Origin of the sequence: Mesorhizobium sp. M7A.F.Ca.CA.001.10.2.1, from assembly GCF_003998575.1 — a bacterium.
Taxonomy (GTDB): domain Bacteria; phylum Pseudomonadota; class Alphaproteobacteria; order Rhizobiales; family Rhizobiaceae; genus Mesorhizobium.
On record NZ_RZQY01000040.1, the window covers coordinates 1 to 18,795 of the forward strand.

The 18,795-nt window shown below is 59.6% G+C and carries 16 protein-coding genes; 15 read left to right on the plus strand and 1 reads right to left on the minus strand.

Going from position 1 to position 18,795, the window contains the following annotated elements; all coding sequences use genetic code 11:
* From EN964_RS04765 to EN964_RS04835, 15 genes are all read left to right on the plus strand, one after another.
* On the plus strand, positions 1-672 hold a 672-nt coding region (locus EN964_RS04765), incomplete at its 5' end, for a GntR family transcriptional regulator (protein ID WP_206528691.1).
* Between the two features lie 250 nt (positions 673-922).
* Positions 923-2,161: a substrate-binding domain-containing protein gene (locus EN964_RS04770; protein WP_024504910.1), complete on the plus strand. Its 1,239-nt coding sequence runs from the start codon at positions 923-925 to the stop codon at positions 2,159-2,161.
* A gap of 161 nt (positions 2,162-2,322) precedes the next feature.
* The gene (locus tag EN964_RS04775) at positions 2,323-3,249 is read left to right on the plus strand and encodes an ABC transporter permease (RefSeq protein WP_164748758.1); all 927 of its coding nucleotides are present in this window, start codon (positions 2,323-2,325) and stop codon (positions 3,247-3,249) included.
* Entirely contained in the window at positions 3,246-4,814 is a 1,569-nt protein-coding gene (locus EN964_RS04780; RefSeq protein ID WP_127269689.1) for a sugar ABC transporter ATP-binding protein, read from the plus strand. The genes EN964_RS04775 and EN964_RS04780 overlap by 4 nt, the downstream gene beginning before the upstream one ends.
* The gene (locus EN964_RS04785) at positions 4,811-5,776 is read left to right on the plus strand and encodes an ABC transporter permease (RefSeq protein WP_127269691.1); all 966 of its coding nucleotides are present in this window, start codon (positions 4,811-4,813) and stop codon (positions 5,774-5,776) included. The genes EN964_RS04780 and EN964_RS04785 overlap by 4 nt, the downstream gene beginning before the upstream one ends.
* Before the next feature lie 149 nt (positions 5,777-5,925).
* Positions 5,926-6,930, plus strand: coding sequence for a substrate-binding domain-containing protein (locus EN964_RS04790; protein ID WP_127267178.1), 1,005 nt, complete (start codon positions 5,926-5,928; stop codon positions 6,928-6,930).
* A gap of 99 nt (positions 6,931-7,029) precedes the next feature.
* Positions 7,030-8,067, plus strand: coding sequence for an ABC transporter permease (locus EN964_RS04795; protein WP_236382680.1), 1,038 nt, complete (start codon positions 7,030-7,032; stop codon positions 8,065-8,067).
* A 20-nt stretch (positions 8,068-8,087) separates the two neighbouring features.
* Complete coding sequence (locus EN964_RS04800) at positions 8,088-8,915, plus strand: ATP-binding cassette domain-containing protein (RefSeq protein ID WP_024504916.1); 828 nt, start codon at positions 8,088-8,090, stop codon at positions 8,913-8,915.
* 14 nt (positions 8,916-8,929) lie between these two features.
* Positions 8,930-10,102, plus strand: a complete 1,173-nt coding sequence (locus tag EN964_RS04805) for a serine hydrolase (protein WP_127267176.1) — start codon at positions 8,930-8,932, stop codon at positions 10,100-10,102.
* A gap of 242 nt (positions 10,103-10,344) precedes the next feature.
* Complete coding sequence (locus tag EN964_RS04810; RefSeq protein ID WP_024504918.1) at positions 10,345-11,226, plus strand: MBL fold metallo-hydrolase; 882 nt, start codon at positions 10,345-10,347, stop codon at positions 11,224-11,226.
* 64 nt (positions 11,227-11,290) lie between these two features.
* Positions 11,291-12,313 (plus strand): rhamnose ABC transporter substrate-binding protein, encoded by a 1,023-nt coding sequence (gene rhaS, locus EN964_RS04815; protein WP_024504919.1) that lies wholly within the window; start codon positions 11,291-11,293, stop codon positions 12,311-12,313.
* 689 nt (positions 12,314-13,002) lie between these two features.
* On the plus strand, positions 13,003-14,220 hold the full coding sequence (locus EN964_RS04820; protein WP_127267175.1) for an ABC transporter substrate-binding protein: 1,218 nt from the start codon (positions 13,003-13,005) through the stop codon (positions 14,218-14,220).
* A gap of 77 nt (positions 14,221-14,297) precedes the next feature.
* A complete protein-coding gene (locus EN964_RS04825) occupies positions 14,298-16,214 on the plus strand; it encodes an ABC transporter permease (protein WP_127267174.1) in 1,917 nt (638 codons plus the stop codon).
* On the plus strand, positions 16,207-17,001 hold the full coding sequence (locus tag EN964_RS04830) for an ABC transporter ATP-binding protein (protein WP_050580513.1): 795 nt from the start codon (positions 16,207-16,209) through the stop codon (positions 16,999-17,001). The genes EN964_RS04825 and EN964_RS04830 overlap by 8 nt, the downstream gene beginning before the upstream one ends.
* Positions 17,002-17,003: 2 nt before the next feature.
* Positions 17,004-17,696, plus strand: coding sequence for an ABC transporter ATP-binding protein (locus EN964_RS04835; protein ID WP_127267179.1), 693 nt, complete (start codon positions 17,004-17,006; stop codon positions 17,694-17,696).
* Positions 17,697-18,564: 868 nt separating this feature from the next.
* On the opposite strand, the gene EN964_RS04840 is transcribed toward EN964_RS04835, so the two are convergent.
* Positions 18,565-18,795, minus strand: a 231-nt coding sequence (locus EN964_RS04840) for an antibiotic biosynthesis monooxygenase (protein WP_127276206.1), incomplete at its 5' end; no start/stop codon positions are given.

The window sequence follows — 18,795 nt, forward strand, 5'->3', positions numbered from 1 at the left end:
GACGACAGCGGCGACTGGTCTTTGAAATCACGGACGACGGCTGAGTATCAGATTGCTGAAGTGCTGCGCGAAAAGATCATCGTCGGTGTCCTCGCGCGTGGACAGAAGCTGAAGCAGGCCGAGATCGCCAAGATGCTCGGCGTCTCGATCACGCCGGTGCGCGAGGCGCTGCGGCTGCTGGAAGCCCAGGGCTATGTGGCGGTGAGTGCCCATCGCGGCGCGATCGTCGCACCCTTCCTGATCGAAGGTGCCGAGGAACTCTACCAGTTACGACAGTTGCTTGAAACGCGCCTGACCGCGGAAGCTGCGCGGCGCATGTCGCCGAACGATCTGTACGTTCTCAAAGCCATCAACCACGATCTTCTCATGGCCGCCAGGGCTGGCGACCGCGCCGCCTGCCAGGAGAAGAATTTTCGCTTCCACTTCCGGCTATACGAACTGGCAGGCCAGGCGCAGACGCTCGATTTCGTGCGCATACTCTGGGCCAAATATCCGCTCGACTTGCTGAGCCAGATGCCGGGCAGGCAGTCGCGCGTTTTCGATGAACACGTGACGCTTCTGGCCGCTCTGGAGCGGGGCGATGTTGAGGGCGCTACGGGTGCGATGGAAGTGCACATCAATACAGGCTGGTCGGAGTTCCTGGCAAACTACAAGATGCCCGTCTTGCCCTGAGGAAGTCGCCTCACCTAGTGACAGTCGCAACTGCGGAGCGCGCCCATGGACATCGTCTGGGGCGATGGCCGCATAGCCAACGACGACTTCGGCTGAATTGTCAGTGTCTCCTATAACCATCGCAGGGGTTCTGTTCCAAACAGGCCAGCAGGGAGGGTCTTTAACGTTTGCTATGAGCGACCCTCATGGCGAGGGTTAGATTCGTCCTTCCGGCGGTTTGCGAACCTCATGATAAAAAGGGGAGGAGAGCATGCTTACCTGGAAGAACAGAGCCGTACGGTTCGCCCGCGTGATCACCGTGGCGGCCTGCACGGCAGCATTTTCGTTGGTCGGGCTGGCGGCTAGTCACGCGGCCGATCCGACGGCCGAGGAGCAGGCAGCCGCGCTGGCCGCCGTGCCGAAGGAGGCGCAGAAATACTACGGCGGCTACTGGTATGCGACCAATATAGTCGCCGATCCGTTCGCTAACTGGAAGCCCCATGCGCCGCCATGGAAGATTTGCCACAATGATTCCTATCTTGGGAATTCGTGGCGCGCCAACCTTGTGGCGGAGCTGAAGGCGCTGACCAAGCAATTGGCCGATCAAGGCCTCGCTGAACCCGAACTCAACGTCACGAACTCTAACGGCGACATCAACCTCGAGCTCACGCAGCTGAAGGCGCAGATCGCGCAGGGCTGTGACCTGATCATGAGCTATCCGGGGTCTGCGACCGGCCTTTGCGCGGGCATCAAGGAGGCTTTCGACAAGGGCATCCTTTTCGTAACCATCGACTCGACGGTCACCTGCCCGGAAGCGCTGAACGTAGCGACCAATCCCTACTATCGCGGTCAGTACGAAGGTGAGTGGATCGCCAAGCAATTGGGCGGCAAAGGTACCGCCCTCATCATGAACGGACAGCCCGGGACCGCGAACACGGTCGCTCAGGAGACAGGTTTCCGGAAGGCCGTCGAGGCGTTTCCCGACATTAAGGTCGCCGGCAGCCTGTTTGGCATGTGGACCGGGTCGGTGGCCAAAACCGAGGTGCTGAAGTTCCTGGCGACGCATCCTGAGCCTGTGCACGCTGTGTTCTCGACAGGCAATATGGGCGTTGGCGTGGGCCAAGCGTTCGAGCAGTCGGGCCGTGCGCTTCCGATCATCACCGAAGTCACCAACCTTTGCAGCCTGCTTGCTTACTGGAAGGAAAAGAACCTCACCGCCAACACCTTTGTCCAGGATGGCGGTCCGATGGCCTATTCCGCCTTCATTCCTGCACTGCACATGATGGCCGGGCAAAAACCGAAGGTGAACACCATCTTCATGCCGCTGCCCAGCATCACGGCGGAGAACTTCAATGACTACTACGACGCTTCCATGACCGTGCAAAGCACCTGCTTCGCCAACGGCAAGGACCTGCACCTCGTGCCGGACTCGTATTTCGAGCAGTTCTTCACCGGCGGCGAGCCGAGAGCCAAGGTTGAGATCGTCTCGACCAACGCCCAGCCGCAGTGAAATGCACCACGATGGGTGCTCGCGTTCAGCGCGGGCACCCATAAGGGAGTTGCGCATCGTGCGCGGCATTGCTTTTCAAAGGATCACACCCGTCGGGTATGAATGGTAGTCGCACTTTGACCGACTTGTCCCTCAAGACCATCCAACGAGTGGCCGGGCCTTTGGCCCCGTTTCTCCTCGCCTTCATCCTTTTCTTTGTCATAAACGTCTTCATTCCCGGCTATGCCAGCGTCATAAGCCTGCTGTCGCTTCTGCTGCTTTCCAGTCTGCTTGGCATCGCCTCGATCGGCCAGACCCTGACGATCGTCATCGGCGGCTTCGACCTTTCGATCCCGGCTGTGATCGGCTTGTCTAACGTGCTGTTCGCGCTGCTTTACGGCGCCGGCTATTCCGCTTTTGCTGCGGCCGTGTTCATTCTAGCGCTGGCGACGCTGATCGGTCTGGCAAACGGCTTTGCATCCCGATACCTGCAGCTCAACCCGCTCGTGGTGACGCTGGCGAGCGGCTCGATCATCCTTGGCGCCATCTGGGCAGGGACGCATGGCGAGGTTTCGGGCTTGGTGCCTGATTGGCTCGTCAACATGGTTTCGGTTATCGGCAAGACCGGTCCCATCCCGCTGCCCGGCTCCGTGGTGATCTGGCTGCTCATCGCCGGCGGCATCCTATTCCTCGAGCGCAAGACCAAGCTCGGCCGCTGGATGTTCGCCGCAGGGGCAAATCCTCGCGCCGCCGAATTGGCCGGCGTGCCGATGCTGCTCGTCTGGATGAGTGTCTACGCGCTCAGTGCCTTCCTGGCAGCGACGACGGGCATTCTACTTGCAGGCTTCAGCGGAGCGGCCGATCCGACCGTCGGCGCAGCCTACCTCTTCACCACTGTCGCAGCAGTCGTCGTCGGCGGCACGCCGCTGACCGGCGGGCGCGGCGGCTATGGGCGCACAATTGCCGGCTGTCTTGTCGTAACAGAACTTAGCACCCTCCTTGTCGGTCTCGGGCTCGACCAGGCGGCACAGCAGATATTCCTCGGTTTCCTGATCGTCGGGCTCGTGGCGCTCTATGGCCGCGAACCGCATCTGAGTATGCGCATATGAAGAGCGCGGTCCATCAGCGCGCGATAGAACCGCCCGCCGACCGCAAGGGCATGCCGCTGCTTCTGTCCGCGGATGGGCTTCGCCGGACATTTGGCGAAACGATCGCGCTTGATTCCTGCTCGCTGTCGATCCGCGAGGGCGAAATCCATGCCGTTGTCGGAGAGAATGGTTCGGGCAAGAGCACGCTGATCAAGATACTCAGCGGCATCGTCCGCGCAGAAGCGGGCACACTGGATTGGCTCGGCCGGCAAGCCAGTTTCGCGAATCCGCGTGCCGCGCAGGACGCCGGCATTGCTACGGTGTTCCAGGAGACGCTGGTCCTTCCAGACATGTCAATTCGTGACAATGTCATGTTGGGCCTGGACGGCATGATCCGTCGCAAGATGACCCCCTTGCGCGAGCGCGAAGCCGTGCGGAAAGCACTGGCGGCTGTCGGTATCGGCAATCTTGATATCGAGCGGCTGGCCGGCACGGTATCGCTCGCCAACCGCCAGATGATCGGCGTCGCACGGTCTCTTATGCGGCCCTGGCGCCTGCTTATCCTCGATGAATCGACCTCCGCGATCGATATCGAAGACCGCGATCGTCTCTTCGAAGTGCTACGAAGTTTCCGTGGCGAAGGGCGATCGATCCTATTTGTCTCGCATCGCATGGACGAGATTCACGCCCTTGCCGATTGCACGACGGTACTTCGATCTGGCCGGAGCGTCGCATCGCTGGAGCGCGGCGCAGTATCGAGCGAAATCCTGCTCGACCTGATGTCGACGCGCGAAGGTGCGCGGGCGGCGGAAGGCGAAGGCTGCGGCGAGACTATTCCCGCCAATGCCGAGGTGATCGTCGGCGTGCGAGGCCTGTCGGTTCTCGAAGGCAAGCCGACACTGGATCTCGACCTTCGTCGCGGCGAGATCATTGGCGTGGGGGGGCTGGAGGGGCACGGCCAGGTCGCCCTGCTGGAGTGCATCGCTGGTCTGCGTCGCGCGCCCACGGGGACAGTGCACGTCGGGACCATGACCATACGGTCGCAACGCGACGCGGCGCGCGCGAAGATCGCGTTCCTGCCGCGCGACCGCAAATCCGAGGGTATCTTCGCCCCGCTGTCGGTGCTCGACAACGTGACCGTATCGGCGCTCGGCTCATTCGCCCGTTGGGGTGTGCTGGGCACAAGGAAGCGGATAGAGGTCGCCGGCGAGGTCACTCGGCGGACCAGGGTCAAGATGGCTGGGCTCGACACGCCGATATCGGCGCTGAGTGGCGGCAACCAGCAGAAGGCGCTACTCGGGCGTCTGATCGCCACCCAACCGCGTGTGTTGGTGTTGAACGATCCGATGCGTGGTGTGGATCTGGGTGCCAAGCGCGACCTCTACGAGGTGCTCAATAATCTCGCTTTGAGCGGCGTTTCCATCCTGATGCTGTCGACCGAACTGGTGGAACTGTGCCTGCTTTGCCACCGGGTGGTTGTGTTTCACGATCACGCCGTCAGCGCGATCGTCGAGCGCGGCGACCTTAGTGAACGCGCATTGATCGATGCGATGTTCTCGCAACGCCGACTGGAGACCTCGACATGAAGTGGCTCGGCGACCGCAGCTACGCATGGCCCGTGCTCATTGCGGTGGTCATTTTTACTGCTCTCAACGCCTTCGCCAGCCCCGCTTTTACCGATGTGACGAACTGGAACGGCATGCTCATCGGCGTGGCGCCGTTCATCATCACCGCCATGGCCCAGACCGCGCCCGTGCTTTCAGGAGAGGGCGGGATCGACCTTTCGGTCGGGCCGCTTGCGGGGCTCGTCAATGCCATGGTGACGTCGATCCTCGTGCCGAATGGGTGGGCCGATCCGGTGACAATCATCGGCGCTTCGCTGGGCGTCGGCATCTTGTCCGGCCTGTTGAACGGCTTCCTCATCGCAGTCGTGCGCGTCCAGCCGATAATCGCAACCTTGGGCACGTTCCTCGCCTTCCAGGGCATTACGCTAGAGATGCTGCCCATGGCCGGCGGTCTGGCGCCGCAATGGCTGCTCGGTCTTGCAGACAGCTATGGCGGACTTTCGGGGATGCTCGTCCTGCTCATCGTGCTTGGCCTTGTCTGGCTGGCGTTCGAGCGGACAGGCTACCGCCGCAACCTGCTCGCCGTTGGAGGGGATGCGCGCGCTGCCTACGCATCGGGCGTCAATGTGGCGGGCGTGCGCATCATCGCCTACGTCATTGGCGGCGTGCTGGCGGCGATCGCTGGGCTGGTGTTTACCGCTGCCCTCGGTTCGGGTGATCCACGCGTCGGCGTTCCGTACACGTTGACCTCCATCGCTGCCGTCGCGCTGGGCGGCATCGCCTTGACCGGCGGGCGAGGGGGCATGCTGGGTGCAGCCGCGGCCGGCACGCTGCTCTTCCTGATCCAGACCCTGTTCACGCTGGCGCAGGTTTCGATCTTCTACATCCAGATCATGTACGGCCTGATCCTTCTGGTTGCGCTGACCTTGAACGCAGCCGGCGAGCGCGCGCGGCGCGGCCGTATGACAAAGCAGCTCGGCTGAGCCGCGTTGCCTCCGCGGCCAAGCAAGTCGTCGCGGCAAGCTTCGCGCATCGCGATGGTTGGATGCTCAACCACGACTTAGCGCCCAAAGCCGTTTGACCTAGACCAATTCATGTCGGTCTTATCGGCCGGTTCTTTTGGGAGGAGATCATGAACATGCTACCAGCTTCGCTGGCACGGCGCGGCGTGGCCGCAGTTGCGTTTTTGGGTGTCTGCGTCTTGGCTTCGCTAAGCGCGGCCGGTGCCGCCAGCGCCCAGGACAAGCCGCGCATCGTCATGCTGGGCGGCCCGCTATGGGATCCCTTTTTCGGCGCGATGAAGAAGGGCGGCGACGACGCTGCTCGTGACCTCAATGTCGACTACCAGTGGATCACCGGCACCGATCCCAACAATTTCGTCGCCGACTACGCCAAGCTGGTGAAGCAGGCCGCGAGCCAGAAGCCGGCCGCCATGGTCATAGGCAACTACTTCCCGGACACGCTCGACCCCATCATCAAGGAGATCACGGCCAGCGGCATCCCGGTCATCATTCAGCATGATGGTGGCGCTTCCTGGCGGGATATCGGCGCGATTTCATACGTAGGCTTCAGCGCCCGTGACCTCGGTCGCTCGGTTGGTGAGAGGGAGATCAAGGCCGGTGCAAAATTCGGCCTTTGCGTCAATCACGTTCCCGGCAACACCACGCTGGACCTGGATTGCCTCGGCTATAACGATGCCTTCAAGGCGGCCGGAGGCGACTCCAAGGTCCTGACCATCCAGTTCTCCGATGCCAGCAACCCCACTTTTGTCAGCAGCGCCATCCGTGGTGCGCTGCAAAGCGATCAGAGGATCGATGCGATCTGGACCATTGGCGCCGTGCAGGGCGTTGCTTCCGTGGAGGCCGTCAAGCAGAGCGGAAGAAAGATCGTCAATGCTTCGCTCGGCCTGTCGCTCGGCTCGCTCGAAGCCTTGAAGAACGGCGACCTGCTCTTCATCGCCGACCTGCAGCCATATCTCGACGGCTACTACGCCTTGCTCGCGGCATACCAGTATGTGCAATACAAGATGCTGCCAATGGGTCAGATATCAACCGGTCCGCTGATGATCACCAAGGACAATGTTGACGAGGTGCTGAAAGTCAACGTGACCTATCCCGGCGTCAGAGGGGCGTCCTGATTACGCGCCAGCTCCCTGCGATCGTGGCGCGCCCGAGATCCCGCCTTCACTGTCCCTCGGATCTTCTCAACCAATCCCAGCACTTGCCGGATGACGCTCATGACATTGGAAACCCAGGCGCTGCGTGACGCATCGGCCGCCACCTCCCGGCCAATGCGGAGCTGGTCTCCGTCCAGTCTAGTGCGCAGACCCGAGTTCGGTGCCTTCGTAGCCACCGTTTTCGTCTATGCTTTCTTCGCGGCGACGGCCTATCGGTACGGCTTCGTAACCTTCGACGGCACCGCCGGATGGCTCAACACCGCAGCCGAGCTCGGCATCATCGCCATACCGGTCGGCATTCTCATGGTTGCGGGCGAGTTCGACCTGTCGGTCGGCGCGGTGGTAGGCGCGGCGTCGATCACGGTTGCGATCGGCACGACATTGTTTGACTTTTCCGTGTGGCTCATGATCTCAGCCGCCCTTGCACTTGGCCTGGCTGTCGGCGTCCTGAACGGTCTCCTTGTCGTGCGCACCGGGTTGCCGTCCTTCATCGTGACGCTTGCCAGCAGTTTCAGCATAGGCGGCCTGTCACTTGGCCTGGCGCGGCTGCTCAGCAACACCACCTCGGTCTCGGTGAAGTCGACACCGCTTTCAGATGCTGTCTTCGCATCGAACTGGGGCCAGGCAAACATCTCGATCCTGTGGTGGTTCGCCATCACGATCTTTGGCGGTTGGGTACTGGCGAGGACCGCGTTCGGCAACTGGATATTCGCGACCGGTGGAAACCCTGTCGCGGCGCGCGGCGCCGGAGTACCGACAGGTTTTGTCAAGATCGTGCTGTTCATGATGACCGGTCTTGGCGCGAGCCTTGTCGGTGTCATCCAGGCGATCGGATATCATTCCGGCAACGCGACTGCCGGCCTCGGCTATGTCTTTCAGGCACCGATCGTCGCCGTAATCGGCGGCGTCCTGCTCGGCGGCGGCTACGGCTCCGCGTTCGGGGTGTTTCTCGGCACCGTCATTTTCGGCGTCATCAATATCGGCATCTTCTACACCGGATGGAGCACCGACTGGGTCCAGCTCTTTCTCGGCGTTCTGCTGATGGCGGCCGTGATCACCAATCACTACTTCCGGCGCCTCGCCATGAGCGCTGGCTAGCCGACAGCGCGAGGTTCTGCATGGCTTCTGAAAACCGCCCCCTCATCGAACTGCAAGGCGTCTCCAAGCGCTTTGCCGGCGTCCAGGCGCTTACTGACGTGTCTCTTAGCGTTCCAGCCGGGCAGGTGGTTTGCCTTCTAGGTGACAACGGTGCCGGCAAGTCGACATTAATTAAGATCCTGTCGGGCTTTCACGGTCCTAGTGAAGGCAAGATCCTACTTGATGGCGTGGAAACGCAATTCACCGATCCGCGCGATGCCCGAGCGCGCGGTATCGCCACAGTGCATCAGGATATCGGCACCATTCCGCTGATGAGCGTGGGCAGGAACTTTTTTCTTGGCGCCGAGCCCAAGAAAGGTGTCTGGCCGTTCCAGCGGCTAGACATCGAGAAGGCGAACCGCGTCTCCGTGGAGCAGATAAGGCGCTTCGGGATCACGCGTGTGCGCGACGGCAACCAATTGGTGGGATCGCTATCGGGGGGTGAGCGACAGGTGCTTGCAATCGGGCGAGCTATGTATTTTGGCGCCCGCGTCCTGATTCTGGACGAGCCGACATCGGCACTTGGTGTCAAGGAGGCCGCTACCGTGCTGCGCTTCATACAGGCGGCGCGTGCCGAGGGTGTCGGCATTGTCTTCATAACGCACAATGCACATCATGCCACGCTCGTGGGCGACCTGTTCACCGTCCTGATCCAGGGTCGTGTTGCGGCCAGTTTCAAGCGCGGTGAAAAGAGCAGCACGGAACTGCTGTCGCTGATGGCAGGAGGCGAGCAGATGGAGGACATAGCGGGCGAGCTCGCCGTTCTGGCGCCGACAGTTACGACAACGCCCCTGGGAGAGACGCAATAGTGACCACACGCGATGTGCATTCGATCGACGCCTTGCTTCGCAGGGCGGCGCAGCGCGGTGACGTGCCCGGCGTCGTTGCCATCGCGGTCGACAAAACGACCCGGCTGTATGAGGGCGCCTTCGGCCTGCGTAACCTTACCAGGCGCGCACCGATGACGCTGGACACAGTCTTCTGGTACGCATCGATGACCAAGGCCCTGGTGGCGACGGCGGCGATGCAATTGGTGGAGCAGGGGCGGGTCGCTCTGGACGAACCGATCGGAAGCGTCCTGCCGTCGCTTGCCTCACCAGAGGTTCTCGATGGTTTCGACGCGAACGGCACGCCAATGGTGCGGCCGGCCAAGCGGCCGATCACACTCCGGCATCTGCTGACGCACACATCCGGCTATGGCTACGACATTTGGAATAAGGCGGTCGAGCGCTATATGCGCGAGAACCACATACCGCTGCTAGTCGACTGCAAGTTGAGTTCGCTCGCTCAGCCTCTGGTGGCCGATCCGGGCGAGAAATGGGAATATGGCATCAGCATCGACTGGGCCGGGCAGGTCGTCGAAGCTGTCAGCGGCCTATCGCTCGAGGACTATCTGCGCGAGCACCTGTTCGCGCCCCTTGGGATGCACGACACGGCGTTTCTGATAAAACCGGCGTGGCGCGAGCGCTTGGCGGACGTGCATCGCCGCCAAGCAGACGGCTCGCTTATTCCGATCGAGCATGAGATCTCCCAGCAGCCCGAATTCTTCATGGGCGGCGGCGGCATCTACGGAACCGCTGGCGACTACGCGTCGTATATCCAGATGCTCTTGAATGACGGGCGAGCCAAGGATGGCACTGTCGTGCTCAAGCCGGATACCGTCGAACTCATGGGCCAGAATAGCATCGGCGACATCAAGGCAGGCGTGCTCACCTCGGTGTTGAAGGATCTCGCCAACGATACTGATTTTTTCCCTGGCATGCCGCAGAAATGGGGATTGAGTTTTCTGCTCAATACGAGTGATTCGCCCAATGGGCGTAGCGCCGGCAGCATGACCTGGGCTGGCCTTGCCAATACCTATTTCTGGGTGGATCGCTACAGAAGCATAGGCGGCGTGATCATGACGCAGATACTGCCTTTCGGGGATCCGATCACTCTGAAACTCTATGAAGGCTTCGAGCGCGGTCTCTACTTTGGACCGAGCAAACCTTCGTAGCGACGATCGCCCCCATCTCTCATCGCCGAACGCGATGGTTGCTTGGCAATTTACGATTTCCGTTCCTTCGGACCATGTCCTAAGAGACCTAATGGCGGTCGTTCCGGTTCGCCATCTCGGCCGTTTTGGAGGATGGCGGTCGTGCTCCCAGGCTTCGCCGAGCGCTTGCGTTGACGGCCCGCTGAAGATTGGGCGCTTCTCCGCTCCGCTTGCACCCTCCCGAAGAACCTTGGGAATGTGACGTGACAGCAGCCAAACCACACTGCCAGCCGTCGGGTGCCTATCACATCGCCATCGGCGACATGACGGTGACTGCGGTCAATGACGGTACCTTTCAGGCCACTTTCGATATGATCGCGGGTATCGATCAGGAGGATTGCATCCGCATCGAAACAGCGGCGTTCCGTCCGGTTCCGCCAAAAATGACGATGAATGCCTTTCTGCTCCGGACCGGCGATCATGTGGCGCTTGTCGACACGGGCTGTGGAACGCGTTCGGGACCGACGTTGGGCATGGTCTGCCGGAACTTGGCGGCAATCGGCATTGTTCCCGCTGACATCGACACCATCCTGATCACGCACATGCATCCCGACCACATCAATGGGTTAATCGATGAAGCCGGTGAGGCTGTGTTTGCGAACGCAGAACTTGTCGTCAACGAGGCCGAGCTCCAGTTCTTTCGAGATCCCATGTCGCCCTCACGCTCACCCGATGGCGAACCGCAGGAATTTTTTGAAGGGTTCCGGCGGGCTACCCGGCCGTATGGAGAGCGCATCCGGACGGTTCGTGACGGACCCGTCATGCCAGGGGTCATTGCTGTCACACAGGCCGGCCATACGCCCGGCCACACCGGCTGGCTCATTGAATCCGGCGGTGACTCTGTAATGATCTGGGGCGACATTGTTCATATGCCGCATCTACAATTTACGGCGCCCCAGGCAGCAACGATTCTTGACATAGACCGCGATCTGGCTGTGGCTACCAGGCGGCGTGCCTTGGATATGGCGGCTGCAGACAGGCTTCGCGTAGCCGGCATTCACCTGGACTTTCCTGCCTTCGGTCATGTCGAGCGACGAGGCGGTGGCTATGCCTTCGTTCCGGAGGTCTGGCGCGCGGTTGTCTGACGATTTGGCGTCCCTCTGTTGAGCGCCCCAATATCGATCTCTTGAAACTAGATGGGAGGAAGCAATGAATCCGGATCGCCGTCGGCTTTTGAAACTCGTGTCCGGTGCTGCGCTCGCTGGCGTTACGTCAACGGCACCTTTGCGGCCCGCCTTCGCGCAGCAGAAGCTGCGAATCGGATTGGTTGTCAAGGTCATGGGCATCAGCTATTTCGACGTGACCCGCGATGGTGGTCAGCAAGCGGCCGATGAACTAGGCAATGTCGAACTCGTTTACACGGGTCCGACCGCAGCGACCGTCGAACAGCAGATTGCGGTCATCGACGCGCTCGTCGCCCAGAAAATCGACGCTCTTGTCATCTCGGCCAACGACGCCACAGCCCTCATCCCTACAGGCAAGAAGGCGATGCAGCGTGGCATAAAGGTCATCTCCTTCGATTCTGCGATCGCGCCGGAAGGCCGCATAATGCATGTGAACGCCCCGCACGATGACTTAATCGGCGCCAATGACGTGCGCATGATCAGCAAGACGCTCGGTGGCGAAGGCGAGGTCGCAATTCTGTCGGCAACCTCGCAGGCAACCAACCAGAACCTCTGGATCGAGAAGATGAAGGAGGAGTGGCAGAAGGAGAAATATGCCAAGCTAAAGCTGGTCGGCGTGGTCTATGGCGACGACGCGGCGGACAAGAGCTATCGCGAGGCGCAGGGACTCATAAAAGCGTACCCAAATTTGAGGGCCATTATCTCGCCGACCGCCGTCGGCATTGTCTCCGCCTGCCGGGCGGTTACCGATGCAGGTCAGTTGGGCAAGATATTTGTTACTGGCCACGGCCTGCCTTCGGAGATGAAGCCAAACGTGCTTTCCGGTGTGACCGATACGTTCCAGCTTTGGAGTCCTGCTGATCTCGGCTACGCGGCCGTCATGTATGCCGGCATGCTCGCGCGTGGGCAAACCGACGGTGCAGCCAACAGCACCACCAAGATCGGTCGTCTCGGCGACATGACCGTAGAGGCGGACGGCAGCGCTTATCTCAAGGACCTGTTGGTATTCGATAAGTCGAACATCGAAGAGTGGGCGACGAAATTTTAAGCGTCAGGAGTTTCGGACGCCTGGTTGTGCGTGATCTCGAAGCGAACCAAAGTTTCGTCAACGGGCAAACTCTCGCGCTTTACGGGAGGTCGTGATTGCGGGCTTTTAATCAGCCGATCTGAACGAAGTTTGCCCCGGGGACACTTGCCGCAAGGGAAGTTTCGGCGCTCTGGGCCGGCATGCCGATCCGATCGTGCCGTTCGCATTCCTACCGGGCGGCACTGGGCTGAAGCTTCTGCGCTACGGGCGTGTCCGTGACGACCTTATTCTCGACGCAGAGCGCTTCTGTCTGGACACAGAAATTCGCCTTGTCAGTAGGGTGCAAGGGAATTGCTCCGTGGAGAGGGCGAACAGTTCGCAAATGATTCCGCGATACGCGGCGAACCCTAGTACCCGGCTGCAGCCAGCCCGTCAGCGTGCATCTCCAAACGCGATGACATGTTTTCCATATGAGACTCCCTCACGCCGGCAGTTGCGGTAAAAACCCTGGAAAAGCAACCCGAGCCACAGAATTGGGCTGAGCCCACGGTGTAGGCGGATATTTGTCGTGGGGGAGGAGCGTTGCCGCAACCCTACCATTTGCGCCATCGCCAGACAGTCTGGTTGGCGGCGATTATGCGCCCGAACCCTTGGTTCACACGATCCAAACCGCCTTAACACGACAAATATTAATGAGGAGGAATTAATAAATGCCAATGAAGACACTTGCTGCTGTCGGCCTGACAATAGCTATCGCTCTGACCGGTACTGTCCCGACATCAGCCCAGATGAAGAGCAGCACGTTCAACATTCTGATGCTGACTGATCTTTCCTCGGTCTATTCAGAAACCTCAGGTCCAGGTGATGTGGAATTCGCAAAGATGGCGGTCGAAGATTTCGGTGGCAAGGTCAACGGGGTTCCGATAAAAGTCATCGTCGTCGACAACAAGCTTGATCCGGCGCTGTCCGTCAACAAGGCACGCGAGATCATCGATTCCCAGGGCGTGAATCTGATAACGGACGTGTCGAGCTCGGCGGCCGCGATCGCTGTTGCCAAGCTTGCCAACGAACGACACATTCTGACGACTTTCGTCAGCCCAGGAACCATGGCACTTTCCAACGAGGCCTGCGGTAAATACACTTGGCACTACGGATACGATACTTCAGCCATGTCGGTCCCAGTCAAACAAATGACCAAGGAGGGCACTAAGAAGTGGTACTTTATCGCGGCTGACTTTGCCTTCGGTAAATCTCTGCTCGATTCTTTCTCAAAGGCTGTCAAGCAGAATGGCGGCGAAATCGTCGGGGTGGACATGGTGCCGTTCCCCAATGATGATTTCTCAAACTATCTCCTGAAAGCGCAGGCGGCGGGCGCGCAGGCCATCGGCATTCTTGAATCGGGTCAGGACCTGCGCAACGCGGTCAAGCAGGCACGAGAGTTCGGATTGATGGACGCCGGTATAAAGATTGTTCCCGGCCAGTTGAATCTGTCGGACGTCAAAGCTCTTGGCCCAGACACTTGGGCTGGCGTTAACGCCGCGCTGATCTGGTATTGGGATCTGGACGACGAGACCCGGAAATTCGCCAAACGCTTCCATGAGAAACTGAATTTCTATCCCGGCGACATCCACGCCGGGAACTATTCCGCCGTCTATCAGGTGCTGAAAACGGTCCAGGAACTCGGCACCGACGATCCCGACAAGGTGACGAAAGTCCTTGAAGGCCGACGTTTCAGCGACATGTTCGCGAAGGACGCGCTCATGCGCAAGAGCGACCATCTTGTGGTCAAGCGCACCTTCGTCGGTCAGGTCAAGCCCGCGTCGGGCGTGAAGAACGATAGTGACTTTTTTGATATCACCGGCTCGGTTCCAGGTGACGAGGCGTATTATCCGGAGACGGACAGCACCTGCAAGCACGACTGGGAGTAGGACGACATAGTTCCCGGAATCGGTTTATCGACGTCGCCGGGACGCATCTGGCCTGCAGGGATCCGGAGTTCTACCTAATGTCATATTATGCGATATTGCTCTTCAATGGGCTGGTGAGCGGCGGGGTCCTGGCGCTGATGAGCCTCGGAATGAGCATCATTTTCGGCATGATGCGCGTGGTCAATTTTATGCATGGCTCCATGTTCATGCTTGGCGCCGTCACCGCGTTGGTTCTGGGGTCTCAATTCGGCCTCTCGTTGTGGGTCGGCTTCCTCGTTTCAGCCGTCTTTGTTGGCACGACTGGCATCGTGCTGGAACGGCTGCTTATACGGCGCCTCTACGGCCTCGACCTTGCGTATGTTCTGATCCTAACGTTCGGCCTCTCGCTGATCATGCAAGACGTCGTCCGGATATTCTACGGTGTGACGTCCGCGCCCTATCTTGTGCCCGACCTTCTCAAAGGTGCCGTCAACCTTGGGTTCGTCTCCTATCCGAAATATCGTCTCTTTGTCGTCATAGTATCGATCGGCTTGTGTTTCGGTACATGGTTCGCGCTGGAGCGTACCCGTTTGGGCGCCCTTATCCGGGCGGCCTCGGAGCGGCCCGATCTCCTCAAATGCTTCGGTGGGAACGTACCCCTCCTCATTTCCGGGACATTCTTCTTTGCCTCGGCTCTGGCCGGGCTGGCTGGGGCGCTCTCGGCGCCGTTGCGCAACGTGTCACCCTTCATGGGCGAAGAGATGATCAATTTCGTCTTTGCTGTGGTCGTTGCCGGCGGGATGGGGTCGATTGCCGGCTCGGTGGTCATGGGCTTTGCATCCGGTCTCGTCTCGGCCATCGCAGCGATCTTCTATGCCCCGGCGTCCACCGCAGTCATTTACATCCTTATGCTTGTTGTGCTGCTGGTGCGGCCCGGCGGTATCTTCCAGGGCATCGACATCTCTCATTTCGCGCTTCACTACACACCGATGACGGAGCGCGCGCGACAGGTATTCCTGAGCAGGCCTGCCGCCTTGGTCGCGCTTGCTGCCGCCCTTCTGCTTCCTTGGGTGATCTATCCGGTCCTGGCGACCGATATCATCCTATGGGGATTGTTCGCCCTCGGTTTCGATCTTCTGTTCGCATTCGGTGGCCTGCTATCTTTCGGACAGGCGGCCTATTGGGGCACTTCCGCTTATATCACCGGCATTCTGATGGTTAAGCTCGGGGTCCCGATGCTACTTTCCGTGCTCACGGGTGTCGCCGCCAGTACGGCTGTCAGCCTCCTCTTCGGCTTGGTCGTCGCGCGAAAGAAGGGGATCTATTTCTCGATGATCACTTTCGCGTTCGCATCGATCGTATATTTCATCATCAACCAGTTTCCCGACTTTACGGGGGGCGAGGATGGCCTGCATGGGCTGGTTCGGCCGACACTCCTGGGGCTGGATCTGGGCGATGATAGGGTCTTCTACTATGTATCTCTGGGCGCTGTGGCACTGGTGGTCTACGCCATCCTACGGCTTCTCAAATCGCCTTATGGGCTCGCGCTTCTCGGCGCTCGCGAGAACGAGCAGCGCTTGATGAGCATTGGGTACAATGTATACAGCCTGCGAGTGAAGGCTTACGTGTTTTCGGCTTTGGTATGTTCGATCGGAGGCGCTTTTTATGCGCTAAACCATCAGTTCGTTACGCTCGAGATGGTCAGCTGGCGGGCGTCCGGAGAGCCGGTCATGATGACGCTTCTGGGCGGAGCAGGCACCATTTTCGGGCCATTCGTTGGCAGCGGCGTCGTCCTGATGATGCGCAGCACGCTTTCGTCGATAACGGACAGCGGCAGCCTGTTCCTTGGCATTTTGTTCGTCACCATTGTGCTTCTGTTCCGCCGCGGCATACTCGGCGAAATCGTGCATTATTCCGTTGACCGCGTTCCACCCGCCGAAATGTCTGGCTCGGGCAGGCGATATGCATCGAAGCCCGATCGGGTTGTCGCTACGGGAGATGCAGCCGATGCCTGATTGTGGCCAGAACATTGGCGAGAGCGCTGGCGGAACCGTGATGCCGCTACTGGAACTGCAGTCCGTCACGATGAGTTTCGGCGGCTTCAAGGCGATCAATGACTTAAGCCTGAAATTCGAGAGAAAGCCGGTTTACGGCATCATCGGCCCTAATGGGGCCGGCAAGACGACTTTGTTCAACGTCTTGAGCGGGTTTTATCGGCCGAAGCGTGGTCGGCTGCTGTTCAACGGCCAGGACATGACTCGTTTACGTGCCGAGCAGTTTGCTCGCCAAGGTATCGTGCGCAGCTTTCAGATCACGAGCATCTTCCCCAATCTCTCGGTCATGGACAATGTCGTGCTGTCGGTGCAGCGCCGAGCAGACGGGGGTACGAAGGCCTTCGCAAAGATCGACTGGCATGAGGATCACCGGCCGGAAGCGTCGGCACTGCTGGATCAGGTCGGAATTCCGTCCTCTTTGCGCGGTCGACCCGCAGGGGACCTGCCATATGGCCGCAAACGCGCCTTGGAGCTCGCGATTTCCCTGGGAGCACACCCAACGATTCTCCTTCTCGACGAACCAACCGCTGGGATGACGACGGCAGATGTATCGCGTACGACGGACCTTATTGCGCAACTGTCCGTCGACCGCATGATCATCGTCGTGGAGCACAACCTCGGTGTCATCGCAAATGTCGCCGATGAGATCATTGTGTTGCAGCAGGGGGCGCTTCTAACGCGCGGTCGCTACGCCGACGTCCGACAGGATCCCCGGGTGATAGAAGCCTATTTGGGAAAGCGCCATTGAGCATGCTGGAGATAACGGATCTCGACGCCTATTATGGCGAAAGCCATATTTTGCAGGGCGTCAACTTGTCTGTCCAGACTGGCGAAGTGGTAACGTTGGTGGGGCGAAACGGTGCCGGCAAGACCACGCTGCTGAAGTCGATCATCGGCGATATTCCGCGACGAACCGGGAGCATCCGCTTCATCGGAACCGAAATCATCGATCTCTCGCCTGAGCGGATTTGCAAGATGCGGGTCGGTTTTGTGCCGGAAGACCGCGGAATTTTCTCGACGCTGAACGTATACGAGAATCTGTCGATCGGCCGTGCGAACGGAGACACCGCCTGGCCGCTCGACCGGATCTATGAGTATTTCCCGATCCTCAAAACCCGGCGCTCGCAAAAGGCCGCGTCGTTGTCGGGTGGGGAAAAGCAGATGCTAGCGATAGCGCGGCCCCTTTACATGGGCGCTTCGTTTCTGATGCTCGACGAGCCGACAGAGGGGCTGGCACCTGTCGTGGTCGATGCGATCGGTGCACTGATCAAAGATATCAAGTCCACAGGACTGACCATTCTCTTAGTCGAGCAGAATCTTCAATTCGCCGCCGAGGTCGCCGACCGGTACTACGTAATCGAAAATGGAAAAATCGTCAGAGAAATGACGAACCATCAGATGGCCGAAGATCAACAAAGTCTTCTTGATCACCTCGGAGTGTGAGGCACGACCAGGATGTTGTCGAGCTCCGGATGGCAATGGCGAATCAAACCTTTGACAACGCCCATCCTCGAGCTCCGCTGCCCGACCGCGAAAACGCCGGGGCACGCTCATGCGCGCTGTCGCCGATCCTGGCCTGCGCTGTCCCAGGACATCTCGATCGCAACGACACAGCCGAGTTACGCGCGAGGGCCAAGCCAACTTAGCGTTATGGTCAAAATGCAGTGATTGATCTTCTCTGTGGATTGCACTGAGGCACCCCTCCCAAAAAACTAATTGTCTTCTTGGTCTTAGGTTCGCCGGACCATACGAGAGAATATGAAGGAAACCGGTTGGCTAACCATCCCCTCTACGTATTGATTGTATATGCAAAGTTGACCCGCAGAGGCTAAAACAGTCGTTATTCGTCAGTGGTTTACGAAGCGGTTCGTCCATTTTGATTCAGGAAGCTGATCCAGCTATTTCGCTGCCCGAATTTAACTCATACCGAATGGCAGCTTTGCGTCCAATATCGGCCGTTCGGCCTCACCGGCATCGATCCCCCCAAAAGCGGCCGTTCGTTCCTCCGGGCAAGCGGTCGCTCAGGAATGCCTGGCTTCGGATAATCCAGTCAGTCCGCTTTGTGGGAACGGTGGGTCATAAGCAGCCGCATAGATTGGCTGAGAACGCCGTTGGCGGATGAGCATGGGAACGCGTTCCATTACCGGCGACGGCTTTCCGCCAGATGTCGGCTACACCGACGTTCGCCCCCGCAATGAAGCGTCACCTATGAACTCGGTCGGAGACAGTCGTTGTAGGGCGAGAACGTAGCGTTCCGACGCATCCGGAGGAGTTTTCAGTTGAGATTAAACGAACAAGCCCGGCCGTGAGGTCAGACGTCCGGCGGCCGAAACTCACGTACGACCTCGAACACGCCGGGCTCGAAAATCACAGTTTCCATGATCTCTCGAAGCGCGCTCATCGAGCTGCTGCCTGCGCGCATCGCCTGATATTCCGCGAGGCTTCGCCAGCGCGCATACATCACAACCCGCTCGCCATCCAGGCTCAGATGCAGTGTCGCGCCTTCGAAGCCAAGGGCCGTCGCGACCGACTCTTCTGTGAC

Bases quoted from the DNA above. Each gene is read 5' to 3' on its own strand.
- EN964_RS04770 (WP_024504910.1), top strand. From the start codon at position 923: ATGCTTACCTGGAAGAACAGAGCCGTACGGTTCGCCCGCGTGATCACC.
- EN964_RS04780 (WP_127269689.1), top strand. From the start codon at position 3,246: ATGAAGAGCGCGGTCCATCAGCGCGCGATAGAACCGCCCGCCGACCGC.
- EN964_RS04785 (WP_127269691.1), top strand. From the start codon at position 4,811: ATGAAGTGGCTCGGCGACCGCAGCTACGCATGGCCCGTGCTCATTGCG.
- EN964_RS04790 (WP_127267178.1), top strand. From the start codon at position 5,926: ATGAACATGCTACCAGCTTCGCTGGCACGGCGCGGCGTGGCCGCAGTT.
- EN964_RS04795 (WP_236382680.1), top strand. From the start codon at position 7,030: ATGACATTGGAAACCCAGGCGCTGCGTGACGCATCGGCCGCCACCTCC.
- EN964_RS04800 (WP_024504916.1), top strand. From the start codon at position 8,088: ATGGCTTCTGAAAACCGCCCCCTCATCGAACTGCAAGGCGTCTCCAAG.
- rhaS (WP_024504919.1), top strand. From the start codon at position 11,291: ATGAATCCGGATCGCCGTCGGCTTTTGAAACTCGTGTCCGGTGCTGCG.
- EN964_RS04820 (WP_127267175.1), top strand. From the start codon at position 13,003: ATGCCAATGAAGACACTTGCTGCTGTCGGCCTGACAATAGCTATCGCT.
- EN964_RS04825 (WP_127267174.1), top strand. From the start codon at position 14,298: ATGTCATATTATGCGATATTGCTCTTCAATGGGCTGGTGAGCGGCGGG.
- EN964_RS04830 (WP_050580513.1), top strand. From the start codon at position 16,207: ATGCCTGATTGTGGCCAGAACATTGGCGAGAGCGCTGGCGGAACCGTG.
- EN964_RS04835 (WP_127267179.1), top strand. From the start codon at position 17,004: ATGCTGGAGATAACGGATCTCGACGCCTATTATGGCGAAAGCCATATT.